Here is a 25,291-nt window from a genome sequence, read left to right as displayed (position 1 = left end):
ATTGATTACCCCTTCAGAATCGACTTGACGGCATTCACGACGGCTTCCGGCGACGGCACGTACGCGTCTTCCAGGTTCGGTGCATACGGCACCGGCGTGTGCGGCGCCGTCACGAGCCGGATCGGCCCCTTCAGCGAGTCGAAGCACTTGTCGGCCAGCAGCGCGGAGATATCCGTCGCGACGCTGCAGCGTGGATTCGCCTCATCGACGATCACGACCCGTCCGATGTCCTCGGTGTACTCGAGCAGCGTGTCCTCGTCGAGCGGCGACGTCGTGCGCGGATCGATGATGCATGCCGACACGCCGTCCGCCGCGAGAAGGCGAGCGGCCGTCTCCGCCACGCCGACCATGCGGCCGAGCGCAACGATCAGCACGTCTTTCCCGTCCCGCACCACCCGCGCCTCGCCGAACGGAATCGTGTATGCGCCGTCGGGCACTTCGCCCACGGTGTCGTACAGCATCTTGTTTTCGAGGAAGATCACCGGATCGTCGTCGCGGATCGCCTGGAGCAGCAGGCCTTTCGCGTCGTACGGATTCGACGGGATCACGACCTTGAGGCCGGGAATGTGCGTGAAGATCGGATAGAACGCCTGCGTGTGCTGCGCGGCCGAGCGCGTGCCGGCCCCGTACGTCGCGCGAATCACGAGCGGCGTCTTGGCACGGCCGCCGAACATGTACCGGAACTTCGCGATCTGATTCATGATCTGGTCGAGACATACGCCGGCGAAGTCGACGAACATCAGTTCGGCGATCGGACGCAAACCCGTGAGGGCCGCCCCGGCGGCCGCGCCAACGAATGCGGCCTCGCTGATCGGCGTATCGCGAATGCGCTCGGGGCCGTAGGCGTCGAGCAGCCCGCGCGTCACGCCGAAAGCACCGCCCCACGCATCCTTGACGCCGTTGGCGCCCGCGCCGCCGGTCAGATCCTCACCCATCATGATCACGCGCGGATCACGCGCCATCTCCGAGTGCAGCGCGTCATTCAGCGCTTGACGGAACGATTTCTTTGCCATTGCTGTGGGTCCTTACAGATACTTCACGTAAACGTCGGCGGTCAGTGCCGAAAGCGGCGGGAACGGGGCTGCGCGCGCAGCACTCACGGCGGCGTCGATCTCGGTCTCGATCTGCGCATCGACCGCGTCCAGCTCGCCGCTGGCCACTTGCGATCCTTCCTGCACCTGCCTGCGGAAATTGGCGACGCAATCGCGCTCCTGGCGCATGGCCTTCTTTTCTTCCGGCGTGCGATAGTTGTCGGGGTCTCCGCTGTAGTGACCGTAGTAGCGCGGCACGTGAATCTGCAGCAGGCTCGGGCCGCCGCCATTGCGGGCACGATCGATCGCCTGGCCGGCGGCCTCGTAGACCGCGAACAAGTCGGTGCCGTCGACTTCCGCAGCGGGAATGTCGTAGCTCTGCGCGCGCCGGGTGAAGCTGCCGGCCGAGACGAACGAATTTGCCGTCGCTTCGCCGAAGCCGTTGTCCTCGATCACGAAGACGATCGGAAGCATCCAGATCTTCGCGAGGTTGAAGCTCTCCGACATCACGCCTTCGTTCATCGCACCGTCACCCGCGAACGCAACCGCCACGCCACCGGTGCCGAGCAACTTCGCCGTGAGCGCGGCGCCGCACGTGATCGGCGCGCCGCCGGCCACGATGCCGTTCGCGCCCAGCATCCCCTTGCGCAGATCGGCGATGTGCTGCGAGCCGCCTTTGCCGCCGCACGTTCCCGTCGCACGCCCAAACAGCTCGGCCATCATTGCGCCGATATCGCATCCCTTGGCAATGCTGTGACCATGCCCGCGATGGGTCGACGAAATGTAGTCCTTGTCCGTCAGGTGCAGGCACACGCCGACGGCGCTCGCCTCCTGCCCGGCACAAAGATGGGTGTTGCCCGGAATGTCGCCGGTCGCCATCTCGTCCATCACGCGCTCCTCGAAGCGGCGAATCGTTCGCATGGCGCGATAAGCGTCCACGAGCCGCTCACTGGGAAACTTCAAGGCGGACATTCCAATCTCCTTAATTTAAATGGTGTGCGTGGCTGTGCGCTTCGACGCGACACACTCGACCGTGTTGCAAATCCGGCTCGCCCCACGAATATCGCGACAGCAGTGCCGACATGCCATTTCAATCGTCACCGTTCAATTTCGTCCGGTCCAATTGTGATTGGCGATTTCGCGCGATCACCGATTCTTATCAGTGCGTGAGCGCCAGTCCGCACCCCGATCATGAATTCACGTCGACACTCGAACCGTGCGATCGCGATCGATCATCGACTGCTCGCTTCAACCGCCACGATTGCACTTTTCGTTTCAGCGTTGTTGAAATTCTAGTGATGCGCCTGATGAGGTTCGTCCACCTAAAGGTGGAGAAAGAAATCGCAGCGCGTCCGCTCTCCCCGGGAATCGGGTGTTCTATGTTGAGCACCCCACCCTTCGTCGCTATGATCGATCGAACCTTCCCCGCACCGGGGATATGCGTCGCCTCGTCCGATCGCCGGTCGACATTCGGATATGCGCGATCGAATCGCTTTTCCCCACGCGGGTGGAGTTCGCCACATGATCGATCTTCGAAACCTGGAGACCTTTTACGCCGTCGCCCAACTAGGGGGATTTCACCGTGCCGCGGAAAGGTTGCACACGACACAGCCCGCTGTATCCGCGCGCATCGCGCAACTCGAACAGCAACTGAAGGGACGCCTGTTCGAGCGAGACAAGCGGGGTTGCTTCCTGACCATCAAGGGCAGGCAACTGCTCGTCTACGCGGAACAAATGATTTCGCTGAGCGCCGAAATGGTCGAGGCAGTTGCTGGCCGGACGGCCCTGGGAGGGACGGTTCAGCTCGGCGCGTCCGACACGATCGTGCACACATGGCTGTCCGCGCTGCTCAAGCGGCTCAGCATCGAATACCCGGAGATCACGCTCGAGGTCAATGTCGACGCCACGCCGAACCTGACCGCTGGGCTCGCCGACGGCACGATCGACGTCGCGCTCCTGATGGGCCCCGTGAACGCGAGCAACGCGGAGAATCTGCCGTTGTGCAGCTATCCGATCAGCTGGATCGTCTCGTCGGATTTTGAATGCGACACGGCCCACCTCACGCTGAGCGATCTTGCGCGGCATCCGATCATCACGTTCTCGAGATCGACACGTCCGTACATGCAGCTAAAGGAGATGTTCGATCGGTCGCATCTGCATCACGTGAGAATCTTCGGCAACTCGTCGCTGTCGTCGATCGTCCGGATGACGCTCGACGGCATCGGCATCGCGGCGATTCCACACCACGTCGTGGCCGAACATCTGGCGAGCGGCCGGCTGCGCCGAATCGACACCGGCCACGAGATGCCGGTGATGCCGTTCACCGCCAGTTTTGTCCGCCGCGTCGACATGCCGCTGAGTGCGATCGTTGCCGGGCTCGCGCAAAACGTCGCCGCGCATTACGAAGGGCGCTAGGCGCCACGCCGCGCTTGCTTGGCGCAAGCGCAAAAAAAGCCAGGACTCGGCGAGTCCTGGCTTGTCGTCATCGTCAACCGTTCTGGCTGCGTCCCAGGCATTCGAAGACCTCGGGGCGCCGGTGCTTGAAGTATTGGGCAAGTGCCATGCCCGCGACCTGCACGCCGATCAGGCAGTAGAACATCCACACGTACTGACCGGGGTCACCGCCCGCAAGCACGTCGAAGTGTGCGGCCACGAGATAAACCAGCGCGATGAAGAATACTGACGAAATCGCCGGTGCCAGAAACGACTTGGCGAAGCTCACGCCCTGTTGCCTGCCTCGACGAACGTACCAGACCAGCGACGAGACGTTGACAATGGTCATCAGAATGATGATGCCCGACGTTCCGACTCCGGAGAGTTGCCCGTAAAGCAGATCAGGCTTGGCGCCCATCAGAATGAACGGCAACAGCACGCACAGGACCATGACCGAGACCGTCATCGAAGCGAGATACGGAGACTCGTGCTTCGCGTGCACCTTCCCGAGGAAACGGGGCAGCGCACCGTCCGTGCCCAGATTGTGCATATAGCGCGAGAGCACGTTCTGCGTGGACAAACTCGCCGCAAACGCCGACGTCATCACCAGCACCGAAACGATCAGGTGCAGGCTGGGGCTCACAAATTTCGCGAAGGCGTCAGGGAACATCGCCGCAGGCGTCTTGGCCGCAATCGATTGAACCTCCGGTCCGTAGGCCATGATCATTGCGTACGCACACAGCGTGTAAATCACGCCAATAAAGATGACCGCACCATACGTCGCACGCGGAATCGTCCGGTCCGGCATTTTCACTTCGTCGCGGAACAACGCAGTTGCCTCGAATCCCATGAAGAACGATACGGTGAACAGCATGCAGAACGGCACGTTGGTACTGTTCGCCAGTTGGCTCGGCATGAACGGAGCGGATGCGGAAACACCCGGCACGCCGCCTTTTGCCAGCACACCGAACGAAAATACCAGACAGACGACGATCTCGAGAATCATCACCCACGTCAGCACCTTCGCGGACAGCTCGACATGAAGATATCCCAGCATCGAGACCACCAGCCAGCACGCGAGCGTCGGCCAGTACCACGGAATCGCCATGCCGGTCATGTCGTGCACGAGATCCGAGCACGAGACGCCGAAGAACGACGTGACTCCGGCGAGGAGTAGGAAGTACGAAACCGCCGCGAGTATGCCGGAGCCGAGGCCGGTCGACTTTCCGATGCCATAGCTGATGAACGCATAGAAGTCGCCCGGGCGCTTCACGATATTGTTGAGCGTCACATAGCCGACGGAAAACAGCAGCAATACCAGCGTCGTCAGTACGAATATCACGGGGCTGCCGACTCCGCCGAACATCAGCGCGAACGGGATATAACCCGACACGGTCGTCAACGGCGCCGAGAACGCCAGCACGGTGAGCGCCAGGCCGACGGCGCCCATGCTGCCCGACAGCCTCTTCTGCGGAGACGTTTCTATCTGCACGTCTTCCACATTCAGTTTCATATCCATCTCCATCTCCTTACGCCTCCAACATATCGTCAGCATGATCGAACGATCGCTGCATCGCGCCGCGATCGTTCATGTGTCCGGGCACCCTTCATCGGTTTCGGGCCGGTACGGTACTCAGTCCGGTTCGTATCGTGGTCATCGTCGGCCGCCAAATTGATCGGGTCCAATTGCCGTTGGCGATGTTTTTCGATAACCGCGCTTTATCACGCGCACCGGCTTCGCCCCTCACGCAACGCCGGCCCCATGCGCCTGCAAATCGGCGTGATAGCTCGACCGCACCATCGCGCCGACGGCCGCGTGCGTGAAGCCCATCTTGTACGCCTCTTCCTCGTACATCTTGAACGTATCCGGATGCACGTACGCTCGCACCGGCAGGTGGTGCTCCGACGGCTGCAGGTACTGGCCGATCGTCAGCATGTCGACGTCGTGCGCGCGCAGGTCGCGCATCACCTGCAGGATTTCCTCTTCGGTTTCGCCGAGGCCGACCATCAGGCCCGACTTCGTCGCGACGTCCGGATGCTGCGCCTTGAAGTCCTTCAGCAGCTTCAGCGAGTGCGCGTAGTCCGAACCCGGGCGCGCTTCCTTGTACAGGCGCGGCACCGTTTCGAGGTTGTGGTTCATCACGTCGGGCGGTACCGCGTTCAGGATCGAGATCGCGCGGTCGAGACGGCCGCGGAAGTCCGGCGTCAGGATCTCGATGCGCGTTTCCGGCGACTGCTCGCGCACTTCGCGGATGCACTCGACGAAGTGGGCCGCGCCGCCGTCGCGCAGGTCGTCGCGGTCCACGCTCGTGATCACCACGTACTTGAGCTTGAGCGCGGCAATCGTGCGCGCGAGGTTCTTCGGTTCGTTCGCGTCGAGCGGATCGGGACGGCCGTGGCCCACGTCGCAGAACGGGCAGCGGCGCGTGCACTTGTCGCCCATGATCATAAACGTCGCGGTGCCCTTGCCGAAGCATTCGCCGATGTTCGGGCAGCTCGCTTCCTCGCACACCGTGTGAAGGTTGTGCTCGCGCAGGATCGTCTCGATCTCGAAAAAGCGCGTGTTGGGCGTCGCGACTTTGGCGCGGATCCATCGTGGCTTGCTAAGCGGCTCGATCGGGACGATCTTGATCGGAATGCGCGCCGTCTTCGCGTACGCCTTCTGCTTTTCCGATGCGTCGTAGCGCACCGCCGGGTTTGTCGAGGCCACCCGCTTCTCGCTCGCATCGGTCATTTGCGCCCTCCTGTCCGGCGCTCTTGCGAAAACCGGTGGTCAACAGCCTGTTTGTCGGTCGATATGATCGCCATGCCGCGCTTCCCTGAAGCCCTGTCGAAAGGCGCACAACGTGCGCATCGCGTCAAGCCGGACGGTGATATCGCGTGTGCCGGCAATTGATTTCATTCTAGAAATGACGCGTGCATCCCTCGTCCACCCAAAGGATGATAAAAATCTCCAAACCTCGTCAGGCAACGGGTTGCGCGTTGATACAACCCCATTAATCGCGACGCGCTGTCGCACGTCGGAACATGCGTCTAGCGACGCGTCGACGCGGCCGCGTCGTGGGCCAATCCGGTCAGGATTTCGTGGATGCGTACGTCGAGCCCGCGTGCGTACGCCGCGCTGAATACGAAATCGTCCAGCGCGAGCGTCGATTCCTTGACGACGAGTACCCCCGTCTCGATTTCGCGCCGCGCGACCGCACCCGGCATCACGGCGATGCCGATCCTGTCGATCGCCATCTTCACGACCGTCGACAGCGACCCGTTCGAGAAGATGCGCGGAGAAGGCTTGTCCCGCGTCGCAACGGCGTCCCTCAGCGTGACGTACGGATGGGTCCGCTTCGGCAGCGTGATGATCGGGAAGCGCGCCAGGGTGTCCGGCGTCAACGGGCTGTCGCCGACATCGAGAGAGGGGGAAACGAGGAAGTCGACCGGATATCGGCACAGCGGCACTTCGACGAAATCGGGATCCGCCACAGGCCCGGCCAGCAGAAACGCCATGTCGATCTCGCCGGACTTGAGCGCGTCGCGAAGCGCCGGCGTGATGTCGACCACGATGTCGATGACGATCCCCGGATGTTCGCGATGCGCACGCTCGATGAACTCGGTGAGCCACATATGGACGATCGTTTCGGCGACACCCAGCCGAACCACGCCGCACAGCGTCCGAGGGCTCGCGATCGCCGCGATCAGTTCGGACTCGAGCGCGAGGAACCGTTCTGCGTACTCCAGCAGCGTCCGGCCACGCGGCGTCAATCGGATGGTACGCGCCGCGCGCTCGAACAGCAGCACGCCCAGATCGTCCTCCAGGCCGGAAATCCGGTGCGACACCGCGGACTGCGTCGTGTGCAGCTTGGTCGCCGCCTTGTGAAAGCTGTTGAGCGTTGCGACCCAGTAGAAGGTTTCCAGGCTTCTCAGATTGATCATCGATTCCTTCAGGTTTCGTGCCGCGGTGATTCCGTCGCGCCCGGCAATCCGCGCATGCGGGCATCAAGCGACTTCGACGGTCGCCTCCACCTCCACCGCCATGCCGGACGGCAGGGAATTGGCGCCGGTCGCGATGCGGGCATGCCGCCCCGCTTCGCCCAGCACGGCGTAGAACAGATCGGAAGCGCCATTCAGCACCTGCGCATGCTCGGTAAAGTCGGCATCGCACTGCACGACGCCGGCCACGCGAACGATGCGGACGACGCGTGAAAAATCGCCGCCCAGCATGCGCCCGATGTGGCTCAGGATATTCAGTGCACAGAGCCGAGCGGCACGCTGCCCGTCTTCCACGCTGAGGTCGGTGCCGACCTTTCCCGCATACAGCAGCTCACCGCCCAGACGCGGGCCCTGCCCGGCTATCTGAAGGTAGTTCCCCGACCGCACTGCGGGCAGATAACTGCCGCGCGGCACGCTCGCCGGCGGCAGTTCGAGGCCCAGTTCGGCGAGGCGCGCATCGATCGTGGTTTTCTCCGTCATTTCAGTTGCCTCCAGTCGCCGCGTTCGCCCTGCCAGTTGATCGAGTCCCCAAGCGTGCGTCGAACACTTGCGCGAAGTGTACGAAGCAATCCCTCCCATTCGAGCGCACTGATGCCGTCCACGGCAGGCTCGGGCGCCATGAACATGCCGTCCACGCCTCCCGAATTGACACAGCATTCGATGCAGCGGATCTCGAGTTCGGGATCGTGAAACACGACAGGGTTCTCCAGCAGCGCCGAAAGCGCCGCGATGATGCCCGTCGCGCCCCAGTTCGATACGTTCGCGACGACCAGGTGATCGGCCGCATTGACCGCCGCCACGCCGCCACGCCCCGCAACGCCGGTCGACGCAGCCTTCGGCGAAAACGCGGGCAGATCGGCCGCAATGACACCCATGCCGAGTTCGTTCCCGCCGTCGCCCACGCCGATATGCAGGATGCCGCGTGCCTTGCCCTGATAAAACAGGTAGTCGAGATCGGCGACGAGCCCGTCGAGCGGACGACCGCCCAAGCCGTGGTAGAGCCCCAGCGCATTGCAACCGGGGCGCTCAATCGAAATCATCACGCTGGGCCGGGTGCGCTCGAGCAGGTCGTCCGACACGCGATGACTGTCTTCCTTGTCCTTGGGGACGGTCCGGATGTAGACGGGCCGCAGGTACTCGATTCCTTTGACCACGCCATTGTCCGGGAACGGCATCGGCGCCAGCCCCGCGCCTCGGCAGGTCTGCACCATCATCTCCTCCCAGTCCTCGTCGATCACGATGACGGTCGGCACCCCCAGGCCCAGGAAGAATGCGCGTGCCATCAGCGCGGCGCCCACCGGTCCATCGGTTTCAGGCGCACCACCGCCCTCCGGGAATCCCGTGGCGATGAGCACCGGCCCCCCTTGTCGCCTTACCGCCTCGACGATTCGTTCGGCCGCGCCCATGCATGCGAAGCCGGGTTGCCGCTTCTGCAGCGCCGCGTAGATGTTGCCGATCAGTCCGACGCCCGTGTAGTCGAGCGTCATGAATGCGTCGATCGTGTGCGCGACGCGTTGATACTGTTTGCTGTCTGGCTGCAGCATGGCAATTGCCTCCTGGCAGGAATGCGCTCTGGGTAGACGTGCGGGATGATCAAACCAGCGCACTGACGAACACGTCGTGGTCCACGTTACCGCCGCTCAGCACCAGCACGACGGTCTTTCCGGCTACGTCGAGCTTGCCGGCAAGGACCGCCGCGAGCGGCACCGCGCCACCGGGTTCCACGACGAGCTTCAGCGTCTCGAACGCCGCTCGCATCGCCCGACGCACCTCGTCATCGTCGACGACGAGACTCCCGGCCAGCAGCCGCTTGTTGACCGGAAACGTCAGCTTGCCGGGAGACGCCACCTGCAGCGAATCACAGATGGATCTGGTGCCCGCGGCATTGGCGACCTGCTCGCCCTTCGCCAGCGATCGTGCGTGATCGTCGAACCCCTTCGGCTCGACAGCGTAGATGCGCGCTTGCCGGCAGTACGCGTTGATCGCTGTCGCGACCCCGGCGACCAGCCCGCCGCCGCTGGCTGCCGCAAGCACCACATCCGGGACCACGGAGATGGCTTGCGTCTGCTGCACGATCTCGAGACCGACGGTGCCCTGGCCGGCCATCACCTGACGATCGTCGTAGGGGGGAACGGTCACCGCGCCGGTGCGCTCCGCGATATCCCGGCCGATTGCTTCCCGGTCGTCCGTTTGTCGGTCATAGAGACGCACGGTCGCACCGTAGGCCCGCGCGCCTTCGATTTTTGCCTTTGGTGCGTCCGCCGGCATGATGATCGTGACCGGCATGCCGAACCGCGCGCAAACCGCCGAGATCGCCAGCGCGTGATTTCCCGACGAGAAGGCGACAACGCCGCGCGGCCGCAGGGCTGCCGGAATTTGCAGCACGCGATTGCATGCGCCCCGGAACTTGAAGGACCCCGTCTTCTGAAGGCTTTCCGCCTTGACGAGTACACGGGCGCCCGCCGCACGGTTGAGCGCCTCGCTCTCGAGCAGAGGCGTTCGCACGACGAACGGCAGGATGCGCACGGAGGCGGCTTCGATGTCGGCGACCGAGAAATCGCCGGATGAGAGATCGGTCATGGCATTCGCTCACGATGAAAGACGTCAGCGCATTACATCAACCTGGACCGATTCAATCCAATGAAGAACAAAAATGCTCGCTGATCGAAATTCGTAATCAATCGACAACGCATGCCTGACGTTCGATCGCGTGCCGCGACTCATTCGCGGCGCGCATACGTCACGACTCGATCTTCCGGCCGCCGAACGCGGCGAGCAGCAGCAACCCGGCGAGCAACGCAAATGCTAGATGCAGACCGATCGCATGCGCGAAGAAGCCGACAATCGCCGGTCCGACCAGATTGCCGCCATAGCCCAATGTCGTGATCGATGAAATCGCGGCGGATGGATCCATGGCCGTTTGCCGCCCGGCAGCGGCAAACAGGATGGGTACGATGTTCGCGCACCCGGCCCCGCATACAGCAAACCCGACGATCGCGCCCGTGCCCGATGGCGAAACGATCGCGATGCACATCCCGACCGCGCCGAGGCTCCCGCCCGATACAATCATTGCGCGCGAACCGAATCGGGTAATCAACATGTCGCCGAAGAGTCGACCGATCGCCATCGTCATCGCGAACGCGGTGTATCCGAAGCCCGCGCGGTCCTGCGCATAATTCTTCACCGATGTCAGGAACAGCGCGCTCCAGTCGAGCATCGCGCCTTCGACGAGAAAGCATCCGATCGCAATGGCGCCCATCATGACCACGATCCCCTGCGGCAAGATCAACGCCGACGCCGTGCGCTCGCCGGGCCCCGCCGACTCCAGGTATCGCGCGTAACGAAACATGAGCACGGCGATGACGGCGACCATCGCACCCGCTACCCCAAGCGGATTCGCGCCGGCCGACAGCAGCGATCCGCCGACCAGCGAGCCCGCGATTCCGCCGACGCTGAACAGGCCGTGGAAGCCGGACATGAGTTGCTCGCCGCTTTGCCGCTCGATGAGCGTGGCCTGGATGTTCATCGCGACGTCGACGAATCCCAGGCCGGCGCCGAAGATCAACAGCGTGATCGCCATCGCGGGCATGCCGGACAGCGTCGCCAGGAGCGGAAGCGATGCGCAGATCATCGCGGCGCCCGCGCCGATGACCTTGCGGCAACCGAATCGCTCAACCGCGCGCTGACAGAGCGGCATGCATCCGACGGCGCCGATTCCCAGGAACAGCAGCAGGAAGCCGAATTTCGCTTCGTCGACGTCAAGCCGCGCCTTCGCATACGGCACCAGCGGCGCCCACGTCGCGACGCTGATTCCGGCGAGAAAGAATGATGCGCGTGTTGCAGCCCGCTTGTTGCTTTCGCTTGCAGTCTCGACGACCATGGTTTGGGATGTGTCCGACAACTCGGACATCTTCTGGATGAACGGATGATCCGGTCGTGACGTGTCCGCACCGGCCGTGACTGGCAGCCGGGCGCATCTGATGCAACGAGCCGGAAAATAAAAAAAGATCCCGAAAGTGCTCGGGATCAAAGGAGAAACGACCCGGGATGAGGCTGAACGTGTCCGCCCCGGTCGCTCAACGATTCAGTCCTTGTGGCTGCGGCCGAGTCTTTCGAAAATTTCCGGGCGCAGGTACTTGAAGTATTGTGCCAGTGCGATGCCGACGAGCAGCACACCAATCAGGCAGTAGAACATCCACACGTACTGCCCCGGATCGCCACCTGCCAGAACATCGAAGTGCTGCGCGATCAGCACGACGAGCGCGATGAAGAACACCGAGGAAATGGCGGGCGCGACCGCCGACTTGAAGAAGCTGACGCCCTGGTGTCTGCCGCTCCGGCCGTACCATACCAGCGACGAGATGCTGACGATGGCCATCAGAACGACGATCCCCGACGTACCAACTCCGGAGAGTTGCCCGTACAGCAGATCGGGCTTGGCGCCCATCGCGATGAAGGGGATCAGCACACAGAGCACCATCACCGACACCGTGATCGACGCGAGATAGGGCGACTCGTGCTTCGGATGAACCTTGCCGAGGAATCGCGGCAGCGCGCCGTCGGTGCCGAGGTTGTGCATGTAGCGGGCCAGCACGTTCTGCGTGGACAGCGCCGATGCGAACGCCGACGTCAGCACCAGCAGCGAGATCACGACATGGAGACGGCCGCTGACGAACTTCGAGAATGCGTCGGGAAACATTGCGGCAGGGGTCTTGGTAGCGATGTCCTGGACATGCGACCCATAGGCCATGATCAGCGCATACGCACAAATGGTATAGACGACGCCGATGAAGATGACCGCACCATACGTGGCTACCGGAATCGTCCGGTCGGGCATCCGGACTTCATCCCGGAACAGCGCGGTCGCCTCGAATCCCATGAAGAAACCGACGATGAACAGTACCGAGAACGGCACGCTCGCGCTCTTCGACAACTGGCTCGGCGCAAACGGCGCGGTTGCCGAGATGTCTGCCGCCCCGCCCTTCGCCAGCACGAAGAACGAGAAGATGAGACATACCGCGATCTCGAGCAGCATGATCCACGTCAGCACCTTCGCCGACAACTCGACATGCAGGTAGCTGAGGATCCCGCACGCCATCCAGCATGCGATCGTCGGGATGTACCACGGGAGCACGGCGCCGGTCGTTTCATGAAGGAGATCGGAACAGGACACGCCGAAGAACGACGTCACCCCGGCGAGCAGCAGAAAATACGACACCGCCGCGAGGATGCCCGAGCCGAGGCCTGTCGACTTCCCGATGCCGAAACTGACGAATGCGTAGAAGTCGCCCGGGCGCTTGACGATGTTGTTGAGCGTCACGTAGCCGACGGAAAAGAACAGCAGAACGATCGTGACGACGACGAACAGGATCGGACTGCTGACGCCTCCGAACATCAGCGCGAACGGGATGTAACCGGATACCGTTGTCAAAGGTGCCGAGAACGCGAGCACCATCAGCGCCAGGCCGATCGGCCCCATGTTTCCGGACAACTTTTTGGGTGCAGATTCGCTTATGCGAATCTCTTGCATGTTCATCTCCATCTCCGTCCCACCTCCGTCATTATGTGAATCTTCGCCGTACGAAAACACCTGGAAATGCAGCAACGACTGGTATTTGTCGGTTTATTTCGCTACATTTGTCTCACGATTTCGCTTCAAGAAGCTTTTTGTTCACGACAAGTGAAACGATCGTCCACCTCCAAATTGAAGCGGTCCAATTGCGATTCGCGATTTGCACTGATCGCCAAAATTTATCAGTGCGACAGTAGGCCTGCCCTGCGTCCGAAACTTGGCCACGCCGTTCGTCGCAATCGCCGCGAATCTGTTGCGCATGCCGTCACCCGCTGTCAGACAGGGCTGTAGCGATGGCAACCGTCCGGCAGGTAATACAAGGCAAATGATGATCAGGGATCACGCGGACATCGCCCGGTATGCCTGGGTGAAACGCAGCTGGGGTGAGACCGCACGCGCCGGACGCTGGAAAACCGATTCAGCGCGACGAGCAGCCTCGCTGCAGGTGGGTGCGGCCTGACGTTTCACCTCGCGGTTCATCACGCGTTCTTGATGCAGACGCCCGACTGGACGAGCCGTGGAAGGAAACCAGGCAATTTTGGGGAAAGCTCGAACGGCTTTCGGGTGTGAAGGCTGCGCGTGTTCGAGAAGACCGGACGGCAGTTCCATCCGGCAAAATCGCCTCCTCGAATCGCGCCGCGTCGGCCGGTAAGCAGCTCGGGAGGCATAGTGAAATAGCCCGACAAGACCGGATACCTGCGCGGCGAGACAGGTCGCCCGCCCCTCCGTGTATCAAGCCGGCCCCGCGAAGCAGTGGCAAATACGAATCTTGTGGATCGTCGATGCCACGCCCCTGTCGTTTCCCGATCGGAAATCAGATTTCCGTCACGAGTTTCTTTGCGCGCAGTACCGAGTTGGGACTCATACTGAGTTCGTCGACTCCGAGGTTCACGAGCACCGGAATCATGTTTGGCCGAGACGCAGCTTCCCCACACACGCCGACACTGATGTGCGCCCGCTTCGCCGCGTCGCATACCATCTTGATCGCCTGAATGACAGCCGGGTGCTCGGTCTTGTAGAGCGAGGCAAGGCTGGGATTCATGCGATCGACGGCCATGATGTATTGCGTAAGGTCGTTGGTACCGATCGAGAAGAACTCGACCTCCTGCGCCAGTAAATCGGCAGTGAGAACCGCAGCCGGCGTCTCGATCATGATGCCGAGCTTCGGAACCGCAAACGGCACCCCCGCTTCGGTCAGTTCCACAGCGATGCGCTCGATGATCGCCTTCGTGCGGCGAACCTCGTCGACATCGTCGACCATTGGCAGCATCACGCAGATGTTTCCGTGGGCAGCGGCACGCAGTAGCGCCCGCAGTTGCGGCTCGAACACTTCGGGGCAGTCGAGACACATCCGGATGCCTCGCCACCCCAGAAATGGATTCTCCTCCTTCGGGAAGCGAATGCCCGGCAGCGGCTTGTCGCCGCCAGCATCGAGCGTCCGAATGATGACAGGCCACGGGTGAAAGCGCTGTGCGAGCGTGGCATAAACTTCGTATTGCTCGTCCTCCGTAGGCACGCGCTGATGGTCCATGAACAAAAGCTCGGTACGGAATAGTCCCACGCCCATCGCGCCGGCTTGCAGGGCCGAGTCGAGTTCCGACAGAGAACCCATGTTCGCGGCGATCAGTATCTTGCGTCCGTCGCGCGTGGAGGGCTCGACGTCCCGGTAAGCAAGGAGCGCCGATTGCTGTTCGCGCTGCGCGTCGATACGGCGCGACAGTTCCTTTTCATGCGCGTCGGAATAGTCGAGCCAGACCTCCCCGGTCGTACCGTCAATCGATACACGTGCGACCGATCGCAGTCTGTCCTTGTCGATCGGCAGACCCAGAACTGCCGGAATGCCATGCGAGCGTGCGATGATCGCAACATGAGACGTCGCGCTGCCGGATGTGCAGACGATTCCGAGGATATTGGCGAGGTTCGCGCGCGCGAGATCCGGCGCGGACAGTTCTTCGGCAAGGATAATGCTCGGTACGTCCAGTTCCCGCAGCGACTTCTGCTGCTTGCCAAGAAGCACGGCCACGATCTCGCGTGTCAGGCCGCGAATGTCGTCGGCGCGGCTGCGAAGATACTCGTCCGTCATCGATTCGAACGCGAACGCCAGATCCTGCCCGCATTTCAGCGTAGCCGCCGCCGCGCTCCACCGCGTTGCGATGAGCTCGCGAATCGTGCCCGCATAGTCGTCGCTCCTTGCGACATCGGCGATCGCCTCGATGATCTCGTTTCCCATCGTCCCGTCGCCCGGCTCGAGCATCGCAGCCAAAGTGGACTCGAGCGTCGCGGTGAATCGCGCGGCCTCGTCTGTTACCTCGTGTTCCGACACGAACTGGCGATCGACCACGAGCTCGTCACGAACATACGCGAGCGCACTGCCGAACGCCAGGCCTTCACTCGCCGGAACACCTATCAATGCGCCCGAAGAATCGGCATCGTCAGCGGATCGCGCCGCGCCCGTGTGCTCGAACGCTCGCGGAGCCGTCGCTGAGCCGTCGGACCCTTGATGGCCGTCCGGCGCGGTGGCGCCCTGCACGATTGCGCTGACATTCGACAGAAATTGCGTCAACCTGTCGAGCGCCTCGCATTCATCTTCGCCGTCCGCTCGGAGAAGTATCTGCTCGTCCTGCTTCACACCTAGCAACATGAGCTTCACAGCGCTCTTCGCGTCCGCCCATGCATCACCTCTCCCGATTTTCAGCGCGCTATTGAACTCCTTCGCAAGCTTGGCGAATTGAGTCGCGGGGCGTGCGTGCAGACCCTCGTGTACCTTGACAACAACCTGAGTTTCCAACATGACGATGCCTTTTCGTATTCCGTGGGTGACGACGATTGACGTCGGCGCGATTCAGGCGTCAACGATCTCGATGACGGTCCCTTTCTGCATGCTCTTGAAGAGCCGTTCACAATCGACCGTCGATGCGCAGATCTCGCCGGGGCGCTCTGCCGAATGGGCTCCATTGAACGTGATGACGACATGGCCCAGTTCGCTCACCTTGTTCCAGGCCGTCGGTCCCACGGCGGTCACGACCGCGGAAATTTCGCCGATGCGCAGCACGGAACCGATACGCGGCGCGTGGCTGTGCGCCTGCTCTACGCGGTGAAGGACCGATACCTCTGCCAGTTCGGGAGGCGCTCCATCCGAATACAAAATCAGCACGCCACCTTCGAGAAGGGACTCCACCTCTTCGCCGATACTGGAAATGATTGTCTTGTAGTAATGCATGCGTGACCTCAAGATGTTTTTATAGAGCAAAACTGACCACCCAGGCGATCAACACCGAGATCGGCCCCATGATCTGTCGACTGATCAGTACGGCCGGCACGCCGACGCGAATCGTCTCCGGTTTCGCTTCGCCGAGTGCCATCCCGACTGGCACGAAATCACAACCGACCTGGGTGTCATACGCGAACAGCGCCGGCAGCGCCATATGCGGCGGAATCGTGCCATTGCCGATGGCCGGCCCGATGATTGCCGCGCCGATGACCTGCGCGATCACGGCACCCGGTCCGAGTACGGGCGACAGGAACGGAAGACCGCAGATCGCCGACAGGATCACGAGCCCGACAATATTACCGGCCAGCGGCGAAAGCAGATGAGCGAGCCCGGTCCCCACCCCGGTCGAATTGATCACGCCGATCAGCATCGTCACGAACGCCATGAAAGGCAGCACGTTGCGAATGACAGTATCGATCGACTTGCGCCCACTCGTGAACAGCACATTCACGACGCCGCCCATGCCGCGGCCAACCGACGTGATCATCCCAACGAAGCCGCCGTGGCTTGCCCCGGTTCGCGGTTGCGCCGGCGACGGCGTTGCGGCGGGTGATGTGTCGCCGTTCGTCAAGGCGGCGCGATGCGCGTCGACGTTCGACGCGTCGTCGTCGACGGACCGCAAGCTGTTCAATTCGACGCCGGACACGTAGATATCCTCGGTAATGAACTGCGCAAGCGGGCCCGACTGCCCGACCGGACTCAGATTGATGGTCGGGATGCGCTTTCGCGGATATACGCCGCACCGTGCGGTTCCCCCACAATCGATGACGACAGCCGCGATTTCCGATTCGAGCGGCGGATTGCGAAAGCCGTCCACAACCGTTGCTCCGGTCAGATCGGCCAACCGCTGTGCCACCTTCGGAATATCTCCCCCGGTCACGGCTACGATCTTGTTGCGCTCCACCGTCGGTGCGATGACGAGTGGACCGCCCCAGCCGTTGGCCCCCTTTCGAACCTCAACCGCCTTGTACGTACGCGCATCCATTTCCTTCTCCTCCAGATGATTTCTCGTGTTTTATCGTGTCGAGTTCAGAGCGTCAGACCTTCGCGCTTCGCGATCATGCGGGTGATCGCTTCGGTCAGCACCCCTTTCAGGAGATTGACGAAAAGGCCGACGCCCAGGTAGAAGAGCGCGAGTTTCGGCAATGAAAACGGTGCGGCATGGGTTTCAGCGAGCTTCGTGATACCTGCTGCCACACCAAGCCAGACGAAAAGCTCGCCCGGATTGCAGTGCGGAAACAAGCCCGTAATCGGGTGACACAAGGACACTGCGGAATCGTAGAACGCGGGTTTGTGACGCTCTTCAAGGAAGACGCCGAACGTGTAGGCCATCGGATTGGTCAGAAAGAACATCGCGAGCAACGGCAACAGCGAATATCGCGTCACGATGTTCTTCGAAAGGAAACGAGCCAATCCCTGAATCCGCTGCTCGCCCACCAGCGCGATGATCGTGTAGACCGCGGTGAGCAGCACGATCAGTGTCGGCAAAATACCTGTAACAAAGCCGACGAACGTCTTTCCGCCTGCGTTGAATACACCGATAAATGCCTCGGCGGCATGAGTAAGAAAATCCAGCGGATTCATGGTTGTCTCCTGATGAAGTTGTGATGTGCGACAGATGCGTCAATCAAAACAGTGCTGCGACCTGCGTGCCGTACGGTGTTCGTCTACTCAATCACGACACCGATAGGACGGTTAGCGTTCGCGGTTCTGCAAGCCATGTCGAGTGCGTTGTGAAGCGCGTGCCTAAGACGAGGTGCAAGCGCCAAGGACTCCAAATTGTGTTGAAACTCGCCGATCGACCCGCCATTGAATCCGGAAAGCGCCTCGAAACGAGCGAACACCGTCAGTCCAGACATGGCCAATACTTGTCTGACAATGCAATCGTCACCGATGACGACGATCGCAACTGCGCCGCGCCCGATCCGCGGCTTGAACGTCCCCACGCCGAGAAAGCCGTCGCCCCACGTTCGCGCAGTCTTTCTGAGCGTGTCCCGGTAGTAGCGCATATGGGCCCACCCGGCGATGAGCTGCAGCGCCCACGTAACAGCCAATGCCAGTAAACCGAACCGAACGAGTTCCATTGCATGTCTCCTGCCTCGCACGAACTGCTTTAACAAACGAGACGAATCCGGCGGTTATTTCGCGCCGCCATTTTGAACAAATGTTTATCGCAATAATACAATTGTTCATTTTCAGGTAAATACGGGAAAACGCGACACGAAGCCCGCAGCAACGATTCTTCTAACAAAAACCCGAATTGACCTCAATCGGGAACACGAGACCCGAAATGTAGTGTGACGCCTCCGAAGCCAGGAATAGAGCGGCACGCACTGCGGCGGACATGCCGTCATCTCGCCTCGGGATCGACGGCAGCGGGGTCGGCTGCAGCGTCACACCATGTGAGGCGCGGCGAAACTCGTCATATGAGGGTACCGTTGGACAGACGGCATTGACACGGATCCCGTCACCTTTCAATCGTTGCCCCATTGCTTGGGACAGCTGACAGAGCGCCGCGGCACAGGCGCTCTGCCACGGCACGCACCAGGAATCCGCTTCGGCAGTTGGCGCGATATTGACGATCACGCCTCGCTTGACTCGCCGATACTGCAAAGCTGCGGCATGGGCGATGTAAAACGCAGCCTTGACGCACTCGGCGTACGCGTGATCGATCTCTCGTTCGTGAATCTCGAGATCGTTTCCCGCATCCAGGCGCGCGCAGCCGTTATGGACGACGATATCGAGTCTCCCGAATTCAAGCACGGTCCGTTCAACCAGTTCAACCGCACGTCGCGCCGTGAAGATTTCCGCCGGCGTACTGTCGACATTGGCTTGACCGTCTCCCGTTTCACCCACCAGTTCGAGAACGCGTGCCCGCTGCGTAAGCACCGTTGCGCCGGCGGTACGCAACGCACGGACCACCTCGTCGCCGACGGGGGACGATAGCCCCGTAACCAGCGCGATCTTGCCGTCAAGCTCCAGGTTCATGAATGGCTCCGCCTACCGTGACAGTTGCTCGCCGACGATACCGACCACATCAGCCAGCGCTTCGACGTGCGGCAAATGACCGACGTCTGCGAAGCGGTGCTGCGCAATCCGGCCAGGCAGGCCGTTCGCGTGCGTAATCGGAATGATCTTATCCGACGCCCCCCAGACGACGCGAACAGGCATCGTCAGCGACGCGATGGCTTCTCGCAGATCGATCTTCTGCCGGCCGCCCGGAAAGAACGTCTCCGCGATTGACGCAAGCGTCACACGTTTTGCCTCACTCGACAATTGCTGCTCCGCCGTCGCGATGAACGCTTCGTCGATCACACCGGGACGCGCGACCAATTCCCGCAGCCATGGCGTAAGACTGGTTCGATCAGCAGCTTGCGTCAGCCCGCGCAAGAACGCACCGTTGCATTCGGTACCCAGCCCGGCCGGTGCGGCCAGCGTCAACGACGACACACGCACCTGGCGCGACGCGCTCAATGCGATCGCGACAGCCGCGCCGAAAGAATGCCCGACGAGATGGCAGTTTGCGACATCTTCGGCCGCCAGCGTAGCGCCGATCGCGTCGACGATTTTCTCCAGTGATGCGGCAGCGTCAGCCGGCGATTTTCCATGTCCGGGCAAATCGATCGACAGGACACCGAGATTCTTGGCAAGGCCGGCGTCGCGCAATGCATTGAAGAACGGGCGCCAGCTGTTCGCCTCGGCCCCGAATCCATGCAGAAGCACCAGCGTCGCCGGACCGCCGCGCTGCAGCCAGACCCGATTGAGCGCGCCTTGCCGGCTCGCGCCGGCCGGCACTTCACGTGAACCACCGTTGCCGACGGCGACGGCGCGCACGTCATTCTCGACGATCCGGCCATGCGGACCGGATCCTTGCAGGCTGCCCAGGTCGATTTCGCTTTCGCGAGCAGCCCGACGAGCGGCGGGCGTTGCACGAATCCGGCTATCGCCGATATGGCCCGACGATGCCGCGGCTGCGACGTCCGCGCGACGATGGACCGAGGGTGCAGCCTCGGCGTCAAGCTCGGCAACGCCTGATGCGGTTGTGCCGGCGTCCTGCTCGATGACGGTCTCGCCATTGGCATAGATCCATGCGATCACGGTTCCGACGGGGACCGTATCGCCGACGCTGGCGGTAATCTGCCGGACCGTGCCACTCGCCGGGGCCTCCACTTCCATCGTGGCCTTGCTGGTCTCGATGTCGAAGATCGGCTCGCCCTGCCTGATCGTGTCGCCATCCTTGACATACCAGGCGGTAATCGTGCCCTCGGTCATGTCCATGTCGACGCGGGGAAGGATCACTTCGGTCGCCATCTCAGCCCCTCCGACCGACAATATGCCGAACCGCCTCGACGATGTCGGGCACCTGCGGCACGGCAGCCTTCTCGAGCTGCGGGTTGTAAGGCAGCGGACAATCCGAGCCGCCCAGCCGGACGATCGGTGCGTCCAGATAATCGAAGGCGTCGCTTTCGCATACGATCGACGCGATCTCGGCGCCTATGCCCAGTTGCTGAACACCTTCGTACACACATACCAGACGCGAAGTCTTGCGTACGCTGGCGATGATCGCCTCGCGGTCGATTGGCCGGATGCTGCGCAGATCGATCACTTCCACGTCGATGCCTTCCTGCTGCAGCGCGTCTGCCGCTTCCAGCGAACGCACGGTCATGATCGAAGTCGCGACGATCGTGACATCCCGCCCCTCGCGGCGAACGACGGCCTTGCCGATCGGCTCGACATAGTATCCCTCCGGCACGATGCCCTTGCTCTTGTACAGGAGCTTGTGTTCGAAGATCATCACCGGATCGGGATCCTCGAGCGCAGCAAGCAGTAATCCCTTCGCGTCATGGGGCGTACTGGGTTGCACCACCTTCAACCCAGGAACGTGCGCGAACCAAGCCTCGAGGCTCTGGCTGTGCTGGGCTGCAGCACCTGTCCCCGAACCGGCCGGAAAGCGCATAACAACCGGCACCGAGACTTCTCCGCCCAGCATGTAACGCATCTTCGCGGCCTGGTTCACGATTTGTTCCATCGCAAGCGTTGCGAAGTCCGAAAACTGGAATTCGTAGATCGGCCGGCAGCCGGTCATGGCCGCGCCGACCGCAATGCCGGCGCCTGCCAGCTCCGCGATGGGCGTGTCCATGACACGTTCCGCACCAAAGCGCTGAAACAGGTCACCGGTCACCTGGAACGCACCGCCGTAGACTCCGATATCCTCGCCCATCAGGAACACGCGCTCGTCTCGCTCCATTGCGATGCCCATTGCCTCATGAATCGCCTGAGCATAAGTCAGTTCGCGCTGGTCACTCATGGTCATTCCCCCCGTTCTCCGTATATACATAGCGCGTCAACTCGGCGATGTCCGGTGCCGGGCTGTTCTGCGCGTAGTCCAGCCCCGCCTTGATTTCTTCCTCGACTTCCGCGTGGATTGCTTGCACCGCTGCGGCGTCGATCAGTCCAAGCTCCACCAACTGCCGCTCGAATTTCGCAATGGGATCCCTTGCGCCCCAGGACTCGATCTCTTCGCGGGTGCGATAGCGGTTCCGGTCGCTCTTGGAGTGGCCGCGAATGCGGTATGTCTCGCACTCGATGAGTGTCGGCCCCTCGCCTTTTCGCGCACGCTCGATCGCGCCTTCAGCCGCCGTCAGCACGTCGCCGAAGCTGTTGCCGTCGACAGTTACGCCGGGCATGTCATACGCAGCCGCGCGCTGCGAGATCCGACTGACGGCCGTCGAACGTTCGACCGACATCGACATGCCGTACCGGTTATTTTCACAGACGAAAATCACCGGCAGCTTCCAGATCGCGGCGAAATTCAGCGATTCATGGAACGCACCTTCATTGTTCGCTCCATCGCCGAAAAAACACACGACAACCGAGTCCTTGCGCCGCTTCTTGATCGACAGCGCCGCGCCGACCGCGATAGGCAAGCCCCCGCCCACGATACCGTTGGCGCCGAGATTTCCGCGGCTCACATCCGCGATGTGCATCGAACCGCCCCGCCCCCGGCAATACCCCGTCTCCTTACCGAAGAATTCGGCGAACATGCGTTTCGGATCCGCACCTTTGCCGATACAGTGGCCGTGTCCCCGATGCGTCGACGTGATGTAGTCCTCATCGGTGAGGAGCATCGTCATCGCGATCGCGGAGGCTTCCTGCCCGATGGACAGGTGCATCGTGCCGTGAATCAGGCCGCGCATGTACGCCTGTTCCGCACTCTCCTCGAATCGACGCACGAGTTGCATCTTTTTCAGCGCGTCACGCAACGCTTGCGCGGAGACGTGCCGATAGACTTCGGGCATTCCTTCGATCTTCTCTGCAACGAATCCCATCATCCTCTCCTCAAGCGGCGGCACGCGCGCCACGGACCATCTCGTCCTGACGCTGGCGCAGTTTGACAATCGGTGCGTTCGCGTCGACCGCGGCGTTCTGGTACGTCAGCAATTCGCCCTTTCGGATTGCTTGGGTGACGATGCCGCCTTCCAGCAAGCCGCATGGAACCGCGCGCTCCGCAAGCGCGTCGTCCGCCGCGATGGCCCACGCGCGGTACGTGAATTCGCCGATCGCGTCGAGGCGGTCACCGACTTTCAGGTCTCGCTTCGCCACCGCGCAAACCTCGACCACCGGAACGGGGAGCGGCCGCATGTCGGCTTTGCCGTACAGGACAGCGCGCGCGCAGCTGAGCGGTACTTCGAGGCTCGTCAGGTGATACGGGCGATAGAACGTGTAATACGGCCCCTTGCCGAGCTTGAGGTCTGCCATGCGCTCGCGCAGGCGAGGATGTGCAAGTTCGGCAACGACGAACACCCCGGGCGCGACGCCCTTTCCGATGGTGTAATCGACTACGCCCTTTTGGGTGAGGATCCCGCCGTCCGCCACCGGACAAAGCACCTCATGCAGTTGGTCGAGCGTGGCCGCGGGACCGTGCATGCCTGCCACATCCGGAATCAGCCCGGTCGCATTTCCGATCGCCGCCATTTCGACCGCGGTCTTCGAACCGTCGACAAACTCCACCAGCATGCGCGGATTCATGTTGCGCGCCTTGGCTTCCGCCATGTAGTCGTCCGGTGTCGCGTCGATATTCAGCGGGTTGTTCTTGCCCTTACCCGCGGCGACGATCGGATAACCGAGCGCGCTGACGAAATCGATCAACTCGATCGTCGAGCTCGGCTCGTCGCCGGCGCCGAGCGTGTACACCACGCCCAGCCGCTCCGCTTCACGACGCAGGTATGCGCCGATGGTCACATCGGCTTCGACGTTCATCATCACGAGATGCTTGCCATGCTCCATGGCAAGCAGCCCGATCTGCGCGCCCACCGCCGGTTTGCCGGTCGCATCGATAACCACGTCGATTTGATCGTTGGTACAGATCGCATTCGAGTCTTGCGTGATGGCGATCGATCCGGCCTCGATCGCCTGCGAAATCCCCGAGCCAGTCTCGACGACGCGATAGCCGTCGTCCGCCTGATTGGCGACTCGAACCGCTTCGCATGCGGCGTCGACACGGAGGTCCGCGATCGCGCCGATCTCGAGACCTTCCATTTGCCGGACCTGGGTCACGATGTCCGTGCCCATTTCGCCGGAGCCGATCAAGCCGATTCGGATAGGTCTGCCCGATTGGGCGCGGGCTTTGAGGTCGGCCGCCAGGCCGCTGGGAATGATGTTGAGCATCGACGATGTCTCCTGGGTAGTGACGCGCGCTTGCGCAGGCATGTGCCCTTAACCCGCGTCTGCAACCTGGATCGCCGCGACGTTCAGTGCACATTTGTTTTTTACAATATCACTTTGTTCACTAAAGGTACAAGCAACCGAGCGGCAAAAAGAGCGCATCTAGGGTTATTCCTAGCGCATGGAAATTTGGGGACGGAAAAAGGAGGAGCCGCGCCAAGGGCTCGTTGACGCGAGCGACAACCCAGCGGCGGGCACTGATACAGAAATTGATGCGGCGCAGCATCACTGCCGTCGCTGCGAATGGGGGGGAGGTGCGAGAGCGCGCTTCTCTCGGCAGTGGGGACGAGCGCGGAGTACGGAAAGGTGACGGGGACCTTTCCGCGCGAAGGTCAGTCCGCTAGTTTCAGCAAGTCCGCTGCGGCGTATTGATCGGTGATCAATACGGACGGTCGCAATAACCTCAGAGCGCCCCCAAGCGCCGGCACCTTGCTAACGCCGCCCGCTGCAAGCACTCGCACCGGTACTTGCTTGACGATGTCGAGCGGCACGGACATCACACGCTCGTTGATGGGATGGTCAACCAGTTGTCCGTTGGCGTCGAAAAAGTTGAAGAGCAGATCGCCCACGGCACCCGCCTTGATCACTGATTCGCGATCAGCATCGCTGATGAACCGCGATCGGTGCGCCGTTGCCTCCGGGCCAGTGCCCGCAGCGCCGAGCACGACCGCATCCAGGGATCTCGCCAGATCGAAAATATCCCGGAGGCCGCAGCGCTCGATGAGCGTGCGCCGGGTCTCCGGGCTGTCGACCACCAACGGCGCGGTCATCAGGTAGCAGTCCGCCTGATACAACGTCGCGAAACGCCAAGCGAACTCCGCCGGGTTGAAATGTCGGGCTTTCATGATGCCGCCCAGCAGTGAAACCACCGAGACGTTTTCGACGGGACGCTCACCCATGTACGACAGCGAACTGACAAGGGTGCGCCCCCAACCGACGCCGATTTTCATGTTCGACCGCACCATCGATGACACATATTCGCCAGCAGCCGCGCTCACTGGCGCGGTGGCATCCGCGTCTCGCGCTGACAGCGGTACGACGATCGCTTCCGCGATCCCGAATCGCTCCTCGAGTTGCCGTTCGAGATCCACGCATTCGACCAGGCGATCCCCAATCGAAATTTTTACCTCGTTTCTCTCGCGCGCAGCGGCCAGCAGGCGCACGACCGTCACCCGACCGATGCCGAGTTTCTGTGCGATCTCGTGTTGCGTCATCTCCTCCACGAAGTACATCCACGCCGCGCGCAGCCGCAGTCTGCGCGCTGGGCTTTGTTCG

General features: G+C 61.9%; 23 protein-coding genes. 1 reads left to right on the top strand and 22 read right to left on the bottom strand.

The window, feature by feature from the left end; genetic code table 11:
- Positions 1-5: 5 nt before the first annotated feature.
- A complete protein-coding gene (locus DIE06_RS02725; RefSeq protein WP_048985726.1) occupies positions 6-1,013 on the bottom strand; it encodes an alpha-ketoacid dehydrogenase subunit beta in 1,008 nt (335 codons plus the stop codon).
- A 12-nt stretch (positions 1,014-1,025) separates the two neighbouring features.
- Positions 1,026-2,003 (bottom strand): thiamine pyrophosphate-dependent dehydrogenase E1 component subunit alpha, encoded by a 978-nt coding sequence (locus tag DIE06_RS02720; protein ID WP_050011217.1) that lies wholly within the window; start codon positions 2,001-2,003, stop codon positions 1,026-1,028.
- 504 nt (positions 2,004-2,507) lie between these two features.
- Here DIE06_RS02720 and DIE06_RS02715 point away from each other — a divergent pair.
- A complete protein-coding gene (locus tag DIE06_RS02715) occupies positions 2,508-3,446 on the top strand; it encodes a LysR family transcriptional regulator (RefSeq protein ID WP_200891607.1) in 939 nt (312 codons plus the stop codon).
- Between the two features lie 73 nt (positions 3,447-3,519).
- On the opposite strand, the gene DIE06_RS02710 is transcribed toward DIE06_RS02715, so the two are convergent.
- The 20 genes from DIE06_RS02710 to DIE06_RS02615 all read right to left on the bottom strand — a co-directional run bounded on the left by DIE06_RS02710 (position 3,520) and on the right by DIE06_RS02615 (position 25,230).
- Positions 3,520-4,983 carry an APC family permease gene (locus DIE06_RS02710; RefSeq protein ID WP_185733325.1) on the bottom strand — a complete coding sequence of 488 codons (1,464 nt, stop codon included), beginning with the start codon at positions 4,981-4,983 and terminating at the stop codon, positions 3,520-3,522.
- 225 nt (positions 4,984-5,208) lie between these two features.
- Positions 5,209-6,198, bottom strand: a complete 990-nt coding sequence (gene lipA, locus DIE06_RS02705; RefSeq protein ID WP_124660022.1) for a lipoyl synthase — start codon at positions 6,196-6,198, stop codon at positions 5,209-5,211.
- A 299-nt stretch (positions 6,199-6,497) separates the two neighbouring features.
- Entirely contained in the window at positions 6,498-7,391 is an 894-nt protein-coding gene (locus DIE06_RS02700) for a LysR family transcriptional regulator (protein WP_124660021.1), read from the bottom strand.
- Positions 7,392-7,454: 63 nt separating this feature from the next.
- Positions 7,455-7,928, bottom strand: a complete 474-nt coding sequence (locus DIE06_RS02695) for a RidA family protein (RefSeq protein ID WP_124660020.1) — start codon at positions 7,926-7,928, stop codon at positions 7,455-7,457.
- The gene (locus DIE06_RS02690) at positions 7,925-8,992 is read right to left on the bottom strand and encodes a DUF4392 domain-containing protein (protein WP_124660019.1); all 1,068 of its coding nucleotides are present in this window, start codon (positions 8,990-8,992) and stop codon (positions 7,925-7,927) included. Before DIE06_RS02690 ends, DIE06_RS02695 begins: the two co-directional genes overlap by 4 nt.
- A 49-nt stretch (positions 8,993-9,041) precedes the next feature.
- On the bottom strand, positions 9,042-10,028 hold the full coding sequence (locus DIE06_RS02685; protein ID WP_124660018.1) for a threonine/serine dehydratase: 987 nt from the start codon (positions 10,026-10,028) through the stop codon (positions 9,042-9,044).
- A gap of 160 nt (positions 10,029-10,188) precedes the next feature.
- The gene (locus DIE06_RS02680; protein WP_050011223.1) at positions 10,189-11,328 is read right to left on the bottom strand and encodes an MFS transporter; all 1,140 of its coding nucleotides are present in this window, start codon (positions 11,326-11,328) and stop codon (positions 10,189-10,191) included.
- 204 nt (positions 11,329-11,532) lie between these two features.
- Positions 11,533-12,927, bottom strand: a complete 1,395-nt coding sequence (locus DIE06_RS02675; protein WP_176015409.1) for an APC family permease — start codon at positions 12,925-12,927, stop codon at positions 11,533-11,535.
- A 432-nt stretch (positions 12,928-13,359) separates the two neighbouring features.
- Positions 13,360-13,629 (bottom strand): hypothetical protein, encoded by a 270-nt coding sequence (locus tag DIE06_RS02670; RefSeq protein ID WP_124660017.1) that lies wholly within the window; start codon positions 13,627-13,629, stop codon positions 13,360-13,362.
- 205 nt (positions 13,630-13,834) lie between these two features.
- A complete protein-coding gene (gene ptsP / locus DIE06_RS02665; RefSeq protein WP_124660016.1) occupies positions 13,835-15,811 on the bottom strand; it encodes a phosphoenolpyruvate--protein phosphotransferase in 1,977 nt (658 codons plus the stop codon).
- Between the two features lie 51 nt (positions 15,812-15,862).
- Positions 15,863-16,240 (bottom strand): PTS glucitol/sorbitol transporter subunit IIA, encoded by a 378-nt coding sequence (locus tag DIE06_RS02660; RefSeq protein WP_124474553.1) that lies wholly within the window; start codon positions 16,238-16,240, stop codon positions 15,863-15,865.
- A gap of 19 nt (positions 16,241-16,259) precedes the next feature.
- Positions 16,260-17,276 (bottom strand): PTS glucitol/sorbitol transporter subunit IIB, encoded by a 1,017-nt coding sequence (locus tag DIE06_RS02655; RefSeq protein ID WP_124660015.1) that lies wholly within the window; start codon positions 17,274-17,276, stop codon positions 16,260-16,262.
- A gap of 44 nt (positions 17,277-17,320) precedes the next feature.
- Positions 17,321-17,875 carry a PTS glucitol/sorbitol transporter subunit IIC gene (locus DIE06_RS02650; protein WP_062885851.1) on the bottom strand — a complete coding sequence of 185 codons (555 nt, stop codon included), beginning with the start codon at positions 17,873-17,875 and terminating at the stop codon, positions 17,321-17,323.
- An 83-nt stretch (positions 17,876-17,958) separates the two neighbouring features.
- Positions 17,959-18,375: a transcriptional regulator GutM gene (locus tag DIE06_RS02645; RefSeq protein ID WP_124594516.1), complete on the bottom strand. Its 417-nt coding sequence runs from the start codon at positions 18,373-18,375 to the stop codon at positions 17,959-17,961.
- A 160-nt stretch (positions 18,376-18,535) separates the two neighbouring features.
- Positions 18,536-19,279, bottom strand: a complete 744-nt coding sequence (locus DIE06_RS02640) for an SDR family NAD(P)-dependent oxidoreductase (RefSeq protein ID WP_062885853.1) — start codon at positions 19,277-19,279, stop codon at positions 18,536-18,538.
- 12 nt (positions 19,280-19,291) lie between these two features.
- Positions 19,292-20,602: an acetoin dehydrogenase dihydrolipoyllysine-residue acetyltransferase subunit gene (locus DIE06_RS02635; protein WP_089489193.1), complete on the bottom strand. Its 1,311-nt coding sequence runs from the start codon at positions 20,600-20,602 to the stop codon at positions 19,292-19,294.
- Between the two features lies 1 nt (position 20,603).
- Positions 20,604-21,605: an alpha-ketoacid dehydrogenase subunit beta gene (locus tag DIE06_RS02630; protein WP_269465695.1), complete on the bottom strand. Its 1,002-nt coding sequence runs from the start codon at positions 21,603-21,605 to the stop codon at positions 20,604-20,606.
- Positions 21,592-22,620, bottom strand: a complete 1,029-nt coding sequence (locus tag DIE06_RS02625; RefSeq protein WP_235356132.1) for a thiamine pyrophosphate-dependent dehydrogenase E1 component subunit alpha — start codon at positions 22,618-22,620, stop codon at positions 21,592-21,594. Before DIE06_RS02625 ends, DIE06_RS02630 begins: the two co-directional genes overlap by 14 nt.
- Positions 22,621-22,630: 10 nt before the next feature.
- Positions 22,631-23,959: an NAD(P)H-dependent oxidoreductase gene (locus DIE06_RS02620; RefSeq protein WP_050011230.1), complete on the bottom strand. Its 1,329-nt coding sequence runs from the start codon at positions 23,957-23,959 to the stop codon at positions 22,631-22,633.
- A gap of 389 nt (positions 23,960-24,348) precedes the next feature.
- Entirely contained in the window at positions 24,349-25,230 is an 882-nt protein-coding gene (locus DIE06_RS02615) for a sugar-binding transcriptional regulator (protein WP_226238130.1), read from the bottom strand.
- Positions 25,231-25,291 lie beyond the last annotated feature (61 nt).

Origin of the sequence: Burkholderia sp. Bp8998, from assembly GCF_003854235.1 — a bacterium.
In the GTDB taxonomy this organism is placed as follows: domain Bacteria; phylum Pseudomonadota; class Gammaproteobacteria; order Burkholderiales; family Burkholderiaceae; genus Burkholderia.
This window is presented reverse-complemented; position numbering and strand designations above follow the sequence as displayed.

Coding starts and splice junctions, on each gene's coding strand:
- DIE06_RS02725 (WP_048985726.1), bottom strand. CDS start 1,013: ATGGCAAAGAAATCGTTCCGTCAAGCGCTGAATGACGCGCTGCACTCG.
- DIE06_RS02650 (WP_062885851.1), bottom strand. CDS start 17,875: ATGAATCCGCTGGATTTTCTTACTCATGCCGCCGAGGCATTTATCGGT.
- DIE06_RS02710 (WP_185733325.1), bottom strand. CDS start 4,983: ATGGATATGAAACTGAATGTGGAAGACGTGCAGATAGAAACGTCTCCG.
- DIE06_RS02675 (WP_176015409.1), bottom strand. CDS start 12,927: ATGGGGCCGATCGGCCTGGCGCTGATGGTGCTCGCGTTCTCGGCACCT.
- DIE06_RS02720 (WP_050011217.1), bottom strand. CDS start 2,003: ATGTCCGCCTTGAAGTTTCCCAGTGAGCGGCTCGTGGACGCTTATCGC.
- DIE06_RS02630 (WP_269465695.1), bottom strand. CDS start 21,605: ATGACCATGAGTGACCAGCGCGAACTGACTTATGCTCAGGCGATTCAT.
- ptsP (WP_124660016.1), bottom strand. CDS start 15,811: ATGTTGGAAACTCAGGTTGTTGTCAAGGTACACGAGGGTCTGCACGCA.
- DIE06_RS02680 (WP_050011223.1), bottom strand. CDS start 11,328: ATGGTCGTCGAGACTGCAAGCGAAAGCAACAAGCGGGCTGCAACACGC.
- DIE06_RS02615 (WP_226238130.1), bottom strand. CDS start 25,230: ATGACGCAACACGAGATCGCACAGAAACTCGGCATCGGTCGGGTGACG.
- DIE06_RS02690 (WP_124660019.1), bottom strand. CDS start 8,992: ATGCTGCAGCCAGACAGCAAACAGTATCAACGCGTCGCGCACACGATC.
- DIE06_RS02635 (WP_089489193.1), bottom strand. CDS start 20,602: ATGGCGACCGAAGTGATCCTTCCCCGCGTCGACATGGACATGACCGAG.
- DIE06_RS02670 (WP_124660017.1), bottom strand. CDS start 13,629: ATGGAACTGCCGTCCGGTCTTCTCGAACACGCGCAGCCTTCACACCCG.
- DIE06_RS02660 (WP_124474553.1), bottom strand. CDS start 16,240: ATGCATTACTACAAGACAATCATTTCCAGTATCGGCGAAGAGGTGGAG.
- DIE06_RS02685 (WP_124660018.1), bottom strand. CDS start 10,028: ATGACCGATCTCTCATCCGGCGATTTCTCGGTCGCCGACATCGAAGCC.
- DIE06_RS02700 (WP_124660021.1), bottom strand. CDS start 7,391: ATGATCAATCTGAGAAGCCTGGAAACCTTCTACTGGGTCGCAACGCTC.
- DIE06_RS02640 (WP_062885853.1), bottom strand. CDS start 19,279: ATGAACCTGGAGCTTGACGGCAAGATCGCGCTGGTTACGGGGCTATCG.
- DIE06_RS02620 (WP_050011230.1), bottom strand. CDS start 23,959: ATGCTCAACATCATTCCCAGCGGCCTGGCGGCCGACCTCAAAGCCCGC.
- DIE06_RS02655 (WP_124660015.1), bottom strand. CDS start 17,276: ATGGATGCGCGTACGTACAAGGCGGTTGAGGTTCGAAAGGGGGCCAAC.
- DIE06_RS02715 (WP_200891607.1), top strand. CDS start 2,508: ATGCGCGATCGAATCGCTTTTCCCCACGCGGGTGGAGTTCGCCACATG.
- DIE06_RS02645 (WP_124594516.1), bottom strand. CDS start 18,375: ATGGAACTCGTTCGGTTCGGTTTACTGGCATTGGCTGTTACGTGGGCG.
- lipA (WP_124660022.1), bottom strand. CDS start 6,198: ATGACCGATGCGAGCGAGAAGCGGGTGGCCTCGACAAACCCGGCGGTG.
- DIE06_RS02695 (WP_124660020.1), bottom strand. CDS start 7,928: ATGACGGAGAAAACCACGATCGATGCGCGCCTCGCCGAACTGGGCCTC.
- DIE06_RS02625 (WP_235356132.1), bottom strand. CDS start 22,620: ATGGGATTCGTTGCAGAGAAGATCGAAGGAATGCCCGAAGTCTATCGG.